At 54.2% G+C, this 14,990-nt stretch carries 11 protein-coding genes and 4 pseudogenes; 7 read left to right on the top strand and 8 right to left on the bottom strand.

Annotation, left to right across the window (positions count from 1 at the left end; translation table 11 throughout):
* The first annotated feature begins 96 nt into the window (after positions 1-96).
* Together JMI88_RS32215 and JMI88_RS32210 are read left to right on the top strand one after the other, a co-directional pair.
* Entirely contained in the window at positions 97-1,176 is a 1,080-nt protein-coding gene (locus JMI88_RS32215) for a LacI family DNA-binding transcriptional regulator (protein WP_201366141.1), read from the top strand.
* A gap of 230 nt (positions 1,177-1,406) precedes the next feature.
* A pseudogene (locus tag JMI88_RS32210) lies at positions 1,407-2,073 on the top strand (IS6 family transposase).
* Between the two features lie 159 nt (positions 2,074-2,232).
* Here JMI88_RS32210 and JMI88_RS32205 read toward each other — a convergent pair.
* From JMI88_RS32205 to JMI88_RS32180, 5 genes and pseudogenes are all read right to left on the bottom strand, one after another.
* Positions 2,233-2,949: an IS701 family transposase gene (locus JMI88_RS32205; RefSeq protein WP_268906044.1), complete on the bottom strand. Its 717-nt coding sequence runs from the start codon at positions 2,947-2,949 to the stop codon at positions 2,233-2,235.
* A gap of 39 nt (positions 2,950-2,988) precedes the next feature.
* A pseudogene (locus tag JMI88_RS32200) lies at positions 2,989-4,035 on the bottom strand (IS110 family RNA-guided transposase); the annotation flags it as partial.
* 300 nt (positions 4,036-4,335) lie between these two features.
* A pseudogene (locus JMI88_RS32195) lies at positions 4,336-4,818 on the bottom strand (IS3 family transposase); the annotation flags it as partial.
* 669 nt (positions 4,819-5,487) lie between these two features.
* A pseudogene (locus JMI88_RS41195) lies at positions 5,488-6,179 on the bottom strand (IS3 family transposase); the annotation flags it as partial.
* Between the two features lie 15 nt (positions 6,180-6,194).
* Positions 6,195-8,003: a reverse transcriptase/maturase family protein gene (locus JMI88_RS32180; protein WP_201366138.1), complete on the bottom strand. Its 1,809-nt coding sequence runs from the start codon at positions 8,001-8,003 to the stop codon at positions 6,195-6,197.
* 431 nt (positions 8,004-8,434) lie between these two features.
* Between JMI88_RS32180 and JMI88_RS32175 the strand changes: the two genes are divergently transcribed.
* From JMI88_RS32175 to JMI88_RS32160, 5 genes are all read left to right on the top strand, one after another.
* Positions 8,435-9,868, top strand: a complete 1,434-nt coding sequence (locus JMI88_RS32175; RefSeq protein WP_201362887.1) for an IS701 family transposase — start codon at positions 8,435-8,437, stop codon at positions 9,866-9,868.
* 123 nt (positions 9,869-9,991) lie between these two features.
* A complete protein-coding gene (locus JMI88_RS32170; protein ID WP_236022944.1) occupies positions 9,992-10,528 on the top strand; it encodes a helix-turn-helix domain-containing protein in 537 nt (178 codons plus the stop codon).
* A 17-nt stretch (positions 10,529-10,545) separates the two neighbouring features.
* A complete protein-coding gene (locus JMI88_RS32165) occupies positions 10,546-11,124 on the top strand; it encodes a transposase (protein WP_201363175.1) in 579 nt (192 codons plus the stop codon).
* Positions 11,125-11,179: 55 nt separating this feature from the next.
* Positions 11,180-11,530, top strand: a complete 351-nt coding sequence (locus JMI88_RS39785) for an IS630 transposase-related protein (protein WP_236022993.1) — start codon at positions 11,180-11,182, stop codon at positions 11,528-11,530.
* Complete coding sequence (locus JMI88_RS32160; RefSeq protein WP_236022994.1) at positions 11,506-12,138, top strand: IS630 family transposase; 633 nt, start codon at positions 11,506-11,508, stop codon at positions 12,136-12,138. Before JMI88_RS39785 ends, JMI88_RS32160 begins: the two co-directional genes overlap by 25 nt.
* 208 nt (positions 12,139-12,346) lie before the next feature.
* Here JMI88_RS32160 and JMI88_RS32155 read toward each other — a convergent pair whose 3' ends face one another.
* The 3 genes from JMI88_RS32155 to JMI88_RS32145 all read right to left on the bottom strand — a co-directional run bounded on the left by JMI88_RS32155 (position 12,347) and on the right by JMI88_RS32145 (position 14,959).
* Positions 12,347-12,553, bottom strand: coding sequence for a hypothetical protein (locus tag JMI88_RS32155; RefSeq protein WP_201366137.1), 207 nt, complete (start codon positions 12,551-12,553; stop codon positions 12,347-12,349).
* Positions 12,554-12,718: 165 nt separating this feature from the next.
* Positions 12,719-13,192, bottom strand: a complete 474-nt coding sequence (locus JMI88_RS40950; protein ID WP_201366136.1) for a transposase — start codon at positions 13,190-13,192, stop codon at positions 12,719-12,721.
* 222 nt (positions 13,193-13,414) lie between these two features.
* On the bottom strand, positions 13,415-14,959 hold the full coding sequence (locus JMI88_RS32145) for a DUF1349 domain-containing protein (RefSeq protein ID WP_201366135.1): 1,545 nt from the start codon (positions 14,957-14,959) through the stop codon (positions 13,415-13,417).
* Positions 14,960-14,990 lie beyond the last annotated feature (31 nt).

Genomic DNA, 14,990 nt, shown 5'->3' with positions numbered 1-14,990 from the left:
AGCTCTGATGAACAATTTGACAACTCAAATAAATACATGTTATATTCTGGCAGGGGTCCGAAAATTTCGAATGCATGAACGAAAATGGGATAGACTATGAAACGCAAAGTAACTATTGCTGATATAGCAGCGGAGGCGGGAGTTTCTATCCCTACAGTTTCCAAAGTGCTGAATAAGCATATAGATGTCTCCTCCAAAACTCGCTTGCATGTAGAAAGCATTATCAGAGAGCGTGGTTATATCAGTAATCGTGCTTCCAAGCCCAGGCGGACAGTACAGGCTGGTCTGGTTGATCTGATGATCATTGATACCATGGATAGCTACTACTTTTTGGAGATTATCCGTGGTATGGAAGAAGTCTTACGCGAAGCAGATAAACACCTGGTACTTCAGACTATGCATGCGAATGTTCTTTATGAACAGGAGTGGATTGATCGCATCGCGACCAGACCAGTTGAAGGGGTTGTGTTTATTGTGTTGCCTGAGTATTACTCACGCTATCTGGAAACGTTGCGCTCCCTGGATATTCCATTTACCGTTATTGATGATTGGGCACAACCTCATCCTGACATTCCTTCCGTCGGCTCAACAAACTGGCATGGTGGTCTGACTGCTACAGAATATCTGATTTCGCTGGGTCATCGACGTATTGCTGCTATTAGTGGTGTTCCCGATCACCTTACTGCGCGGGCTCGCATCGCTGGTTTTCGTTCAGCCATGGAAACCGCCGGTTTGCCTGTTGATCCAGACCTGGTGCGCCCGGGAAGATATGATCACCAGAGTGGTTATGTTGAAACGCATTATCTGCTGGATCTTCCTGAACCGCCAACCGCGATTATTTCCGCCTGTGACCAGCAAGCTTCTGGCATTTATCATGCCCTTTACGAACGGGGCATTACCATTCCCGATCAGATGAGCGTTATTGGTTTTGATGATATTCCCCCCGCCCAATGGTTGAGTCCACCACTTACCACTATTCGTCAACCTTTAAAAGAGATGGGGCTGATGGCAACATCTATGCTCCTGCGGCAGATCGCTGGAGAGCAGCTCGATACTATGCGGGTTGAGCTCGCGACATCGCTTATCGTTCGCGACTCCTGTGCGGCTCCTCCATCAATGAATAGAAAGATCGGGCCAGATGATAGCCATCGTTCCGATGCTGACCTTTTAGCGTAGGCACTTATAATAGACATTCTCGTTTAGAGGAGTTGAATCCTGTTGCTATTGGCAGAACTTCTTCCATACAATATATGGAAGAAGTTCTTTATTTATACTAGCCTTTATGTTGTGGTATACTACAGGTATTGTCAACTTGACGGTGTGGCGAAACATGGTGCTAAAATAACCGCATGAAAACAACCATCGTTGCCCCCCCATAGAAAGGCTTTCGTGACCCTCCGGAAATCATGAGCCACGCCATCTGGCTGTATTTTTGCTTTTCGCTCAGTTTTCGTGATGTCGAAGAACTGCTGGCACAGCGAGGGATCGTCGTGACCTCTGAAACCGTGCGGCAGTGGTGCTTGACGTTTGGGCAGACCTCTGCCAATGAGTTACGTCGTCGCCGCCCTCGTTGTGGCGACACATGGCACCTGGATGAAGTCTATCTGAAGATCAATGGGAAAACGCACTCTCTCTGGAGGGCTGTAGATCAGGATGGCAACGTGCTCGACATCCTTGTGCAAAGCCGACGCAACAAGAAGGCCGCGAAACGATTTTTCGCGCCGCGCTTCTCAAAGGGTTACAATACGTTCCACGCGTGATCATTCCCGATAAGCTGAAGAGTTATGGGGCGGCGAAACGCGAAACCTTGCCTGGCGTGGAGCATCGTCAGCACAAAGGGTTAAACAATCGTGCGGAAAATTCGCACCACCCTACGCGACTGCGTGAAAAGAAGATGCGGCGATTCACGTCTGCCAAACATGCCCAACGGTTTCTCTCTGCTGATCGCGCCCCATTTCAGGGCATTTCCAACCCCGTCGTCACCGTTTGAGGGCCGAGGAATACCGTGCTATTTTACAGGCTCGCTTTCTGGTGTGCAACGAGATCACCGTAGGAAAACTCATCGCATACTAGTTAACCCTCCCTCGCATTTCACTGTCTTCAGTCTCTCTCTTCTTTATAACTCAACAATAATCGGCATTCCTAACAAATAAGTTGACAATACCGGTGGAGATCCGCTACGTGATCCCCCTCTCTCCCAAGAGTGAGCAGATTCGTTTTTGCCATTTGCGATTAGACTATTTCTACGGTCCAGCGCGTGCCGAACGCTTCTACCATTTCCTCTAAAGAGGTCCCAGCAGGGGCAAAGACCAGCACGTAGGCCATCTCGGCAGGCTTGACTCCCTCATCCAGACTCCGTCGCACTAGCAACCAATGCTGCCACCCGTTGATCTCTGGCGCCGCGAGTTCGATTCGTGCCCATGCGAAGAGGCGAGGTCCTTTACTCCCCGCGCCAGCGCTCAGGATCTGCCAGTCTTCTCCTGTCAGATTGCCTGCCACCTGATTCACTCGTCTGCGGGTTCCTTGCACCTCCACATACTCTTTGCAGGTTACTGCCAGGGCATATGCCTGTCGGCGTTCCTCCAGAATCGCTCGCAATGACTGAGAGTTTCCGTAGGCAGTATCTCCTGTGACCCAGGCAGCAGGAAGGCCAGTATCCAGGGTTCGTTCCACCATACGCCGTGCCAGTTCTGGCTTGGTAGCGAAGATTACCTCTTCCGGCACGTGCGCTTCTCGGCAACGCCCCAGGTCGTCTGTCCAGCTTTTCGGCAGATACAATTCGCGATCGACCAGGGCGTGTCCACGCGAACTGGCGTAAGCGAGAAACACGCCGATCTGACAATTTTCAATCCGGCCAGCCGTGCCACTGTGCTGTCGTTGGACTCCCACTGATTGCTTCCCCTTCCTCTGAAAACATGTAAAATGAGATAAAAAGCGCTCCCCTACAATCTGAACGTGTCTTTTAATTGCTCAGATAAATTAAAGCATCTAGGTGAGCGTCATCTCTGCTTTCAGCTGCACGATGACCGTGTTGCCTAGACATTCCAATTGTCGAATGAGCCGTCGTTGAATCTTCTGTTTATTGACGTCGGTCAAGTAGTCAGTTCCTTTCTCGTGGTAGGGCTCACCGGTCTTGACCATAGAATAGAAAATCACCAGAATACTGTGACCGACAGCCATCGCCGCTTTCTTGGCCCCTCGTCGCGCGCTGATGCGGCGGTATTGTTCGCCAAGATACGTCTGGGTATGCCCTGCTGCATGGGCTGCCTGGATGAGCGCCGTTTTGGCCCAACGGTTCCCTTGACGCGTGCGACCGCTGAGTTGTTTGCCTCCTGTTTCATGATTGCCCGGACAGATGCCGACCCATGAAGCGGCATGGGCGGCATCTGGAAACCGGCTCATGTCCCAGCCCAGTTCGCCGAGCAACACTTCGATGTTCCGTCGTGAGAGTCCTGTGACCGCATCGATCCGTTCAATGAGGGCATCAAACTGCTCTAAGCGCTCGGCAATCTCCTGGTCAAAGCGGGCAATGGAGCGATCTAACGTCGCGATTAACTGGAGCAGTTCTTCCAGCAATGCCTGGTGATGAGCCAGAAGCTTTCCCTTTAAGGCGGCTTGCAACTCGTCTTGTTTCTTCACCAAGCTGCCCCGCGCCAGATGAGCCAGATACTCAGGATCGATCTCGCCTGCCAACAGGGCCCTCAGAATCGCTTGCCCGGTTACTCCCATCAGATCGGAAACCACCGATGCCAGTTTGATGTTGGCATCTTCGAGCACCTTTTGGATCCGATTGATCAGACGGTTACGCTCCTGGACCAAGCGCACCCGAGTCCGTGTCAGATCGCGAACGGCCTGCTGCTCACCGCTGGGAATGAATGAAGCGGTCAACAGGCCATGCTGAAGCAGATCCGCAATCCATTCAGCATCTTTCACGTCCGTTTTTCGCCCGGGAACCGCCTTCATATGTTGCGCATTGACCAGCACGATCTCGAAGGAATCTTCCAGCAGGTGAAAAATTGGTTTCCAGAATACACCCGTTGATTCGCCAGGGTAAGAGCTGTGCGCCTTACTGTATTGCTACAGCAGGTTTCACTGCTCTCCCCTCAGAACCAACCGTACACCTTTCAGCGTAGCTGGCTCGCCCGTTTTCCCTGAGCATCCGTTTGCTCGCTGGTAACTTTCCCGCATGTAACTCATCGTGGTGGAATTGACCCGTTTTTGGAGGGGACTCAAACGGAAAAAGTGAGTCCATAGAGATGCATCAAAAGAGTATGTAACTGGATATTTTTACGTATTACGTAATACGTATATTTTATCATATAAATCGGACATTCGTCAAGAATACGCACCATCTGTCTGTGTTCCTTGTTTTTCATACTCAACAGGACTCAGATAGCCTAAAGAAGAATGTCGTCGCTTTCGATGATAATACACTTCGATGTACTCGAAAATCGTTCTTTTTGCCTCATTTCGACTGGAAAAGACGCTTGTCTCAGCACACTCTTTCTTCAGTGTCGCCCAAAAGCTCTCGATCATCGCATTGTCGTAGCAATCTCCTTTTTTGCTCATACTCACCTGAATCTGGTGCTCGTGCAGCAGCATTTGATACCTGGTGCTGGCATATTCGCTGCCGCGGTCTGAGTGATGAATCAGGCCAGCGCCTGGCTTGCGCTGCAGAAGTGCCATCTGCAATGCGGTTTGCACCAACGATGTATCATGCTGCTCACTCATGGACCATCCGACGATTCTGCGTGAATAGACATCAAGGACGCCTGCCAGATAAAGCCACCCTTCTCGCGTCTCAAGGTACGTAAAGTTGGGTAGGGACCCAGCGCCTTCTCCTGTTGCCAGGCCAGGTTTCTGTGACCCCCCCACCAAACCGGACGTACCGGTTTCCTGGTATCCGGCTTTCCAGCTCTGCATGGTTTTTCGGTTTGGCTCTCTGCATTGCGCATCCCTTGCCGTTTTATCCATGCATCACCTGTGTCCCTTCGCTACGTAGCAGGTGTTATCTGCTGCCAACTACTACGGACACTCCGTCACCATGACAGGTTTTCAGAGCCAAGACGCATAGCCATTTCTGGCACCCTGTTTTAGGTGATCCCCGTTTAGCTGTCATTTTGTATCATCGAGTGGTGTAGGTTCCCGTTCATCTCCTTTTCGGGGCTTCTTCCCCGCCGAGAGGCAATGAGAGAGTACAGAAGTCTCAGATTTAAACCTCTGTACATCACCTCTGCGTGCGCTTCAGTCAGCCTGCGCTCGCCTGTGGGTTTGCAACCAGGAGACTAGGTTTAAAGCAGTGTAGCCTTGACCATGCCACTCCTGACCTTGCGCCACGAGCTGTAAGCTGATTTCCAACTCTGTCGCTTTCCGAATATGCTCTGGTCCCATGTAGGGTTTCCCCCTCCGGTAAGTTCGGTGGTCATACGGGATCTCTCTACCCGCAGTCCTCTCCAAGACACTACAAAACGCGCCTTACGGGCGCACATCTGACACCCACTTGGTATTGGGGGCATCCGCAGTAAAATCCTGCTCCAGCAGATTGGGGGCGAGCGGAAACCCATGCTGACTGTTCGTCGTGCGTGGTTTTCGCTTCCGCTTGCGAGCACTCAACTGCTTAGCCTGCATCAACCGCGCCACTCGTTTTCTGCCGCAGTGAATGCCCAGTCCCTTCAATTCCGCATGAATACGTGGGCTTCCATACTGACCCCTGTTTTGATGATAGGCATCTTCAATCCGCTCCGTGAGCTGTTCATCATCCCGTTTTCTTTGGCTTTTTCCTCTTTTGCGCCAGTTGTAATAGCCGTTTTCCGAGACCTCCAGGACCTGGCACATGCGAAGAAGCGGAAAGAGCTGGCGATGCTCATGGATGAACTGAAATTTTACGGATGGGGCTGCGCGAAGATGCTCATGGCTTTTTTTAATATGTCCCTTTCTTGCCTCAGAATCTCGTTTTCGCGTTTTAATCGCTTATTTTCCTCTTCGATCGACGTTTGATGACCCTTCCCAGGAAACGCCTCTGCCCCATGCTCTCCAAATTCTTTGCACCATTTACTTAAGGCACTATCGGAAATACCTAAATCTCTGGCTATTTGTGTTTTAGTCTTGCCACCTGTTTCAAATAATGTGACAGCCTGCTGCTTGAATTCTTTACTGTAGGTCGGTTGAGATTTGCCCATTGAACCCTCCTGTGTTCATTCTACCAAAATTTCTCTTCTCCGACCCTCCAAATTCGGGGCAATTCCATGGCACTGCTCGCAAAGCACCATTGTTTTGCGTCGGCGTTGGATCATCTGACGTTCCCAGGCAGCTTTTCCCGTGAGATTCCCCAGTTTTCGTACATGATGGACTTCCATCATCCCTTCTCTGGTTCCGCACCACTCGCATTGTTGCGCAAGCAGGCGCTTTCCCAGTTCGGTTCGACTTTTGTACTTCAGTACGTTTGGTTTCAGGTCCGGTTGGTGGTAATTGATGACGCCCTTCTTCAGTTGGCGAGTCGATGAAAGTAGTTCATACTCTTTGATAGGCTTGCCTTCTGGTTGGATGGTTATCACATAGCGTCCTGGTCCTCTTTTCAGGCTTCTGGCTACTTGTTTTACGGTACTCTGGTGCTTTCCAGCTATCGTGCGAAAGAAACTTCCTGTCGTGAGCCAGAGAATTTTGTGTGCTTCTTTGGTCAAGTTGTCAGCGAGGCTGTAATAGCCCAGAAATCCTCGTACTTCAGCGTTGTAGATGAGGAGGATTTCGAGTTCACTGAGGTTGAGCAAGTGATTTCTGTGTTTGCCATGCCAATTCCTGGTATCCCCATAGATTTTGGCGAAGGCACCGATTTTGTCTTGAGGCATGAGGAGCCGGAGCTGGTAGGCCCCTGAGCGACGGGTGATGGGTCCTCGCTTGGTTTGCGTGCGTACCATTCGCTGTCCCTTCCATCGGGTGATGTCATACCCCAAGAACCGTACTCGTTTCCGTGCATGGGTAATCAGGGTCTTTTCCGCTGAAAGCTCCAGTTGCAATTCGTCACGCAGGTAGTGCTCTAACCATGCTTTCAGTTCGACCGCTTCTGCCTTGGTTCCGATAACCGCTACCAGGAAATCATCGGCGTACCTTGTGTAGAAGAGGCGTCGATACCCTGGGTCCTGGAGTTCCCCTGATGGGATACTCAGCATCTGCTTGCGCAGTGCTTTGTATTCCGTCCAGTCTCCATTTTGCCTGGCCTTCTTCTTTGCCCTCTCTACTCTTCCACTGGCCCGGCGATATTCCTTGCTTGTTTTCCTGGCTTTGCCTTTGTTGAAGGCTGCCAATTTGGCATGCATAGCTTGATCCAGTTCGTTCAAGTATACATTCGCCAGGAGAGGGCTCAGATTCCCACCCTGGGGAACTCCTGAATAGGTCTGGTAGAATTTCCAGTCCTCGACATATCCCGCTTTCAGGAACTGCCCGATGAGGTGGAGGAACCGTTTGTCCGTGATGCGCTTGCTCAATATCCTCAGTAACGTTTCACAATTTACGTGATCGAAAAATCCTTTGATATCTCCCTCTATCCACCATCTTGTGCCCGTCATCTCCCTTTTGATCTGTTCAAGGGCCGTATGACAACTCCTTTCTGGTCGGAACCCGTGTGAAGAGTTGGAGAAGATCGGTTCGTAGATGGCTTCCAGGATGAGCTTCAGGACGGTTTCGAGAAGCTTATCCCGAAAACTGGGTATTCCAAGTGGGCGAAGACAGCCATTGGCTTTGGGAATGTAGACGCGGCGGGCTGGACAAGGTGTATACCTTGAGGCTTTCAGATCAACAATCATCTCTGTGATCAGCTTGAGTCCCGCTTTATCTATCGTTTTCCCATCCACCCCAGCGGTCATGTTTCCCGGCTTGGGAGCGATCTGTTGGTAGGCCAGGAGCCACAGTTCGACATTGTAGAACTTTTGGAAGAGTTTATCGAACTGTACCTCTGGCTTCTGGGCCATCTTGCTCAGTATTGCAAGCAGGATCGTCGGTTGTTGCACTGTGTGCTCCTCTGTTCTTTCTTGCAATTGGAAAACCTGCGCCCCTTCGCCCTGTATGCTGCTTTCCAGCATTCCTTGAGTGGATCGTGACTCTACTGACTACTACGGGCGCTCCGTGGTCTGGTCTGATTTTCAGGCGCTGCCGCCATAGCCTGTTCCCTCCATTGGGTCCTTGCATTCAGACTCGGGCCATCCCCGTTTAGCATTCAGGTAGGTGCGCTCGATGTAGGTGCCCCGTTTGAACTGTTCTCCCGTTATTCGGGCTGCGTCCCCTGGGTGGGAACAGAGATGTGCAATGGACTCATCTCTGTCCAGGGGAGAGTGGGTGTCACCATCTTCCCACCCGACCACATGCAATCCGCTTGGTTCTAGCGGTAGTTTGTTGACAGTGGGCCAAGAGTGATAAAATGCGGGGAGAGGAGGCATGTGAGATGACAAAACGACGAGCTATCCCGACGGCGCCCGAGCCACTGGAAACCTACGCCAGACACTTTGATGAGCTGTTTGGAAAGAGCAACCAGCGGGAAGGGTTTCGGCAGTATCTGGAAGGCTTGCTGTTGCCCTCGGAGCGCAACAAGACGCTGACCGGGTTGGTGAACACCGAGCCACTGGTCGGAGCGCAGTTGCCGCGTGCCCAAAAGTTGCAATGGTTTCTCTCCGAAGCGGATTGGGATGCGCGCCAGGTGCAGGGGGTGCGGCTCAAGCTGCTGCGCGAAGATCCCGCAACAGCGCCCAATGCGCAGGGAGTGTTGGTCATCGATGAGACTGGTGATCGGAAGGACGGTGACAAAACGGCACATGTGGCGCGTCAGTATCTGGGAAATAGAGGCAAGATCGAGAATGGGGTCGTTTCCGTGACCAGCCTGTGGGCCGACGAACGAGTCTATTACCCGTTGGAGGTGGAGCCATACACGCCGGAGGGTTGCTTTGCCAAAGGCAAGAACGATCCGGTGTTTCGCACCAAGCTGAAGATCGCCTTCGAACAGGTAAAGCAAGCCACGCAGGAGGGCATTCTTTTTCGTGCGGTGGTGGCGGACAACTTCTACGGGGAGGATCGCGGCTTGAAACGCGGGCTGCGCGAGTTGAATGTGCCGTATGTCATGGCGCTTAAACCCTCCCATGCGTGGTACCATCCTGAGGAGGTGGCAGGGACGCTGCAGGACGTGGCGCAGGAGGCCGGTTGGGTAAGCCCTGAGCAACCGGGGAAGTGGGTGCGCATCGTCAGACGCTTTCGCGATGGGAGTACGCAGGAGTGGTGGGCTGTGGAGATTGTCTCTGGACCTTATGGCCCTGACAAGAAAGAGCGTGCCATTGTGGCGAGCACCGATCCCAAGACGCTCCCCGACCTCTCCACCTGGTACCTGGTCACCAATCTGCCCGCCCCAACTGAACGCCCGGGAAGGGAGATGCCGTTCTCGCCCGCCAGCCTGGAAGAGGTGCTCCGCCTGTATGGGCTGCGCATGTGGGTCGAGCAAAGCTACAAACACGTCAAACACGCCCTCGGCTGGTCTCAGTACCAGGTGCGCAGCGATCAAGCCATCCAACGACATTGGCAACTGGTGTGCTGTGCCTTCTCGTTCTGCTGGTATCACGCCAGCCACCCCTGCGTTCCCAGCCCGGCAGACCAGCTGCTCACGCCAGCGGAGCCGGATCTCTCCTCTGAGAGGGATGTTCCTCCAGAGCGAGGGCAAATGGGGAAAAAAAATCAGCAAGCGCACAAGCATGAGGCCGCAGGTGTCCTGGCCTATGGCACTGCGAGCGGTACGGGCATGGTTGGAACCCTGGATCATGTTGCGGCGTTACTGGAACGGCTGGTCGTCACTGCCCCCTCCTCCTGCTCTCCAGAGCCTTCTTCGTCAACTTGAACAGGGTCAGGCTATCGCTCTCTACAACTCTTCCTGACCCTTGTCAACAAAGTACCGCTAGTGCTCTGTTCCTCAAGTCGTGATAGAATCAGAAAGGGGGCGATCAAGGAAAGGAACAAAGAGATGGCAAAAATCTTGCGAGCGCGAGCGGCTCATGATGAGAAGGAAGAGCGATGGGTCCGCAAAATGGCCGCGAGTCGGCATGGTCCAGCCGACTGGATTTTTCATGCGAAGATCGTGGCCCGCAGTTGGGATAGTGCGCGGGTAGAGACAATCGCCAAGGAGTTGGACTGTAGCCCACAGACCGTTCGCCGGAGACTGCACCGCTTCGATGCAGAAGGAATTGAAGGGTTGGGGGATCGCCCCAAAGCTGGCCGCCCCCGCCGCTTGACGACGGAAGACGACAGTCGGATCCTTGCCCTGGCTCGGTCTACCCCACCTGGTAAATTGGAGCGACTTTCTGATGGCAGCCTAGACGTGCGCGATGAGCAGGGGGCGGCTCAGTGGAGTCTGGATGCCCTGGCGCAAGCAGCCAAAGAGGCAGGAATCCAGGTCAAACGCAGCCAGATCCGCCGTATTTGCCGGCGTGAAGGGGTACGCTGGCGCCGTACCCATAGTTGGGGGAGCAGTGATGACAAAAACTTTGTCCCAAAAGGATAGCAGTCGTCAGCCACTACATGGCGCCCCCCGACGGCTCGACGACCATCTGTACCGATGAATTAGGGCCCGTTCTGCCCCGGAGCTTTCCCCCAGCGCCAGGATGGTCAGCGGATGGGCACCGGATAAAAGCACCTCTGGAGTACAGTCGAGGGCTTGAGAAGACCTGGATCTATGGAGCCTTACGCGTGCGCGATGGCAAGGAACTGACCCGGTGTGCCGCTTCGCGCAATTCCAAAGGCTACATTGCTCTGCTGAACGATATCGAGGTTGACAATCCGAAAGGAGATCTGTTCGTGATCACGGATAACCTGACCAGTCACCTGAGCGCCGAAACCAATGCTTGGCTCGCAGAACATCCCCGCATCCACCAGATCTTCATTCCCAAAAGAGCTTGCTGGCTCAATCTGCAAGAGGGCTGGTGGAGGCTCTTTCGCCGTGATGCGCTGGCTGGACAGAGTTTTGCCAATCCGACCGAGATCGACCAGGCCAGGAGCGTGGCTACGGCACAACTGAATGCTCGTGCCAAGCCCTGGGTCTGGGGGCGGCCACCCAAGTCGCCTCGACATCGTCGCTGTCTCTTTTGTTACAGGATTTAAGGAACACAGCACTAGAGCACTGTTCATAAGGGTTGATCTATGATAAACTGGAAGCATGAAAGCGTACTCCCAAGATTTGCGGCAACGTGTGCTGCGAGCGATCGAGCAAGGGAAGAGCCAAGCCGAAGTCGCCGAAACGTTTGCCATTTCCACAGCTACCATCAAGCGATATCTCAGACAACAACGAGAGAGCGGCCATGTCTTGCCCAAATCGATCCCTGGGCGTCCGAGCGTCAAAGGAGCTGCATTGCAGGCTGGTCTGCTCGAGCAGTTGAGAGCCCATCCCGATGCGACCCGAGAACAGCATTGCCAGATGTGGGAAGCTTCCCACGGCACCAAAGTCAGCCCAGCCAGCATCAGTCGAGCCAGAATGGCGTTGGGATGGACGCGAAAAAAAAGACACTGAGAGCAAGCGAGCAGAAGGAAGCTGAACGCGCCGCTTGGCGCAAGCAATCCGCTCACCTGCCGAGCCAGGACCTGGTCTTTGTCGACGAGACCGGCGCCCACATCGCCATGACTCCTTTGTATGCCTACGCTCCAAGAGGAGCGCGGGCGGTCGGCAAGGTGCCTCGCAATTATGGGGCCATCATAACCACGATCGCCTCGCTGTCGCCCAGCGGCATGGGGCCAGCACTGGTACTGGATGGAGCTGCTGATAGCGCCGCGTTTACGGTCTACGTCGAGCAGCTTCTTGCCCCCAGCTTGCGTCCCGGGCAAATCGTGATCCTGGATAATCTCTCGATTCATCTGGGACCGCGTGTCAAGCAAGCCATTGAAGCTCGCGGCTGTCGTCTCCTGTTTCTGCCTGCCTACTCGCCGGACTTTTCGCCCATCGAAGAGGCCTTCTCCAAGCTCAAGACGTTGTTGCGGCGGGCAGGTGCGCGCAGTAGGGAAGCACTCCAAGAGGCCATTGCAACTGCACTGGACTGCATTACTTCCGCGGATGCGCTCGGTTGGTTCACTCATTGTGGCTATCCGCTTGCTCGCTCGACAGATAAGGTTCAATCGTTATGAACAACGCTCTAGGGTTCAGGCAGTCTAGCTTTCACCGTGTCGAGCTTGCCCTGAGAGACGCGCAGACGTGATGGCGTCTTTGTTCTCCCTTTTGGCATCATACTATGGTCCTAAGCGGTCTTTCGCCCGCTTGGTGAGATGCTGGGCATACTCCTTTCCCACAGGAGTGAGGAATGTATCCTACTACGTTGAATGCCTCTTACGGGCGTCACATGGCAATGTGCGTACAGCCAGAAGCCTTCAACCACTCTTTCAACGCGAGAATCTCATTGGTCATGGTACTGAATTGCCGCAGTTCTTTGTGACGGTGTCCATTCGTCTGCACAAGACTCAGGCATGTCACAAGAAAACGTTTATGAACATCAATACCACTACATCGTGGATAGAGCACTTCCATCGTTATTGCTCCTGTCATTTGATGAGACATGTTCCTTGAAAGATCACCAACAGGGCATCTTTCCATCTGAGAGTTTCCTCTACGTGCTTCCGAATATGGAGCGACAATGAGCGGTTCTTCCAGATGCCCGAAGACAGCTTTTTGATCAAGCTCTACAGCATTAGTAGGGGGCCGTTTTCGCTATTAGGACCTTTCCTTCACAGTGTATGCCATCGAATCCTTTTTCATCCTGAACGGTGCGCCTCTCGGCGCATGACGCTTTTTGAGAAAGCCAGTCTCATCAATTACCAAAACGGCATCTGGAGAGGAGAGCGCTTCCCGGGCATAGGCGTGCAATTCATCTCTTACCCCGTCGCAATCCCACTTCGCTCGATCCAGCACGTGTTGGATCGCATACGGCGCAGTCTCTCCCATTTCTTCCGCCACTTGCCAGGCGTTTTTTCGTGAGGCATTACTCATCAATCCCTGGATGTAGGTCAGCGCTCGCTGATGGGATTCTGGTCGGACGAAATGCTGCCTGATCTGTTGGCTCAAGTGGTTGAGCGCCGCCGTCCACATCTCTTCAAGGGAAAAAAGCCATAGAAGTTCCTTTGTTGTTCTTGTGTCTTTCTCGCAAAAAATGCATTTGGAGGTTTTGTGAGAGATGAAGAGGGGCAATCTCTCCACCTGTTTCAGGGGCCAAGCTGTTTCCTTGCCAAGATCCCGGGATCTTGGCAAGGAAACAGCTTGGCCCCGACGCGATGTGCCACCGGGGGCTCGGCGGATCAAACCGCCGAGTTGAATGGCGAGGGGCGCTCCCTTCTGCCAGACCCGAACGGCTGGCCTGCCCACAGCCCGCAGATCGGTGTCTCCCAGAATGGGGCAATAACGACGGCTACCTCATGCGTCTCTGCGGCGCGGCACGAAGACGGCCAGGCCGAGAGCGAGCGCGGTGTAGCCGCAGAGCATGGCGAAACCGGCCCATGGTGACAGTGGGTAGTACCCGACCTGTGGTGTGTAGATGCCGATCACCTGCGGGTACTTCGGAATGCTCTGTAAGATCGCAAACCCGGCGGCTGGCGTGAGCCGCAGCAACCACTGGGACCAGGCCTCGGGCACGAGGTTGGCGACCGCGAGGATGAAGGGCAAGACAGTGAGTGCAATGCCGACGACCACGGCCACGACACGACGCCGAAACAAGGCACCAAGGGCAAGGGCGAAGACGGCAGCAACCCCAACGAGCGCCGCGGTACCGAACATAACACGCAGTTCGGTGAGGGGTCCCACCGATAGAACGACACTGCCAGTGGAGAGCATGATGCGCTTGCCAAGCTGGACCGTGACGATGGCGGCCACCAGCTGGGTAATGAAAGTGACCAAGCCGATCACGATCGCCTTCGCGGCCAACACTCGTCCACGTTGAGGTATTACGCTCCTGCGGTCAGCAAGACGTCCGCCCGTGCTGAAGAGCACCGCCACAACCATCACCACAATCAGCCCGGCTACCGCGCCGATAAGGGGGTATTCGATGGTCCGGCCACCTTCGGTCCCGAGTGGCGCGATGTCGCCGACCCCGGTCACGGTAAACGTGCCGCCGGACTCGACGAGCCCGCCTGGATGGTGGGGCGCCCCATTAGCCTCTCTGGCGACGCCTACATCGTCGCGGCTCCACGCGCCGCAGGATGCCTCGCCCTGCAGGCTGACGTGGTCGAAGACGGCGGTGGCCTGGGTGAAGCGGCAGCTTCTTTCACCCACCGTCAGGTCGCACGGGGAGGTGACGAAGAGCCCGATCTGCACCGTAACCGGCAGTCCGCTCAGGTGAGCAGAGCCGACCTTGGTCCACTGCGTGCCATTGGTCGATTCGTAGCCGGTGAGCGTGGAACCTTCGCGGGTCAGCCGTAGCCAGCGCGGAGATTCTGCGGAGACGCCGCCTAGGCTGCCAGCTATGTCCTGGGTGAAGTTGTACTGCATCCGCGCCCCGTGGCTACCGGTGAGCATCATCGCGGCGTAGCCCGATCCCTGTTTCGTGCTCTCTTTGATGATGACCCCAGCCTTCGCCCACGGCACGACGCCGGGGACCATTACGATACCGGAGGCATTCTGATCCTGGTTTGGCGGAAGGTAGGCGATTTCGCCGGTCATTGAGGTCAGGCGGGCGGTGATGCTGCCCTTTCCGTCCAGCGGTTGATGCACAAAGTAGAACCTGTCGTTTACCGCTTCGCCATGCGGCCCCACCGGAGGAGAGGGGCAGACAGTGCTCGAACCGCCGCAAGCCATATCGTTGACTGCCGCGTAGAGCAGCCCGGGCAGCACCGTGACCAGTACCGCGACCACCATGCCGATCAAAGACTTGCGGACTTTACGGAATGTGGTCCACTCCGCGTGCAGCAATTGAACGAATCCATCGCGCTCGTTCTCTTTGGTTTCATAATTTTTCCTCTGCATAATGCAAGTATCTCCTGAATAACGAATTTGT

Source organism: Dictyobacter formicarum, assembly GCF_016587435.1.
Note: the sequence above shows the minus strand (reverse complement) of the source record. Positions and strands in the feature narration are given on the sequence as shown.

Excerpts from the sequence above, each read along its gene's own strand:
- JMI88_RS32215 (WP_201366141.1), top strand. The coding sequence starts at position 97 with ATGAAACGCAAAGTAACTATTGCTGATATAGCAGCGGAGGCGGGAGTT.
- JMI88_RS32175 (WP_201362887.1), top strand. The coding sequence starts at position 8,435 with ATGACAAAACGACGAGCTATCCCGACGGCGCCCGAGCCACTGGAAACC.
- JMI88_RS32170 (WP_236022944.1), top strand. The coding sequence starts at position 9,992 with ATGGCAAAAATCTTGCGAGCGCGAGCGGCTCATGATGAGAAGGAAGAG.
- JMI88_RS32165 (WP_201363175.1), top strand. The coding sequence starts at position 10,546 with ATGGCGCCCCCCGACGGCTCGACGACCATCTGTACCGATGAATTAGGG.
- JMI88_RS39785 (WP_236022993.1), top strand. The coding sequence starts at position 11,180 with ATGAAAGCGTACTCCCAAGATTTGCGGCAACGTGTGCTGCGAGCGATC.
- JMI88_RS32160 (WP_236022994.1), top strand. The coding sequence starts at position 11,506 with ATGGACGCGAAAAAAAAGACACTGAGAGCAAGCGAGCAGAAGGAAGCT.
- JMI88_RS32155 (WP_201366137.1), bottom strand. The coding sequence starts at position 12,553 with ATGACAGGAGCAATAACGATGGAAGTGCTCTATCCACGATGTAGTGGT.
- JMI88_RS32145 (WP_201366135.1), bottom strand. The coding sequence starts at position 14,959 with ATGCAGAGGAAAAATTATGAAACCAAAGAGAACGAGCGCGATGGATTC.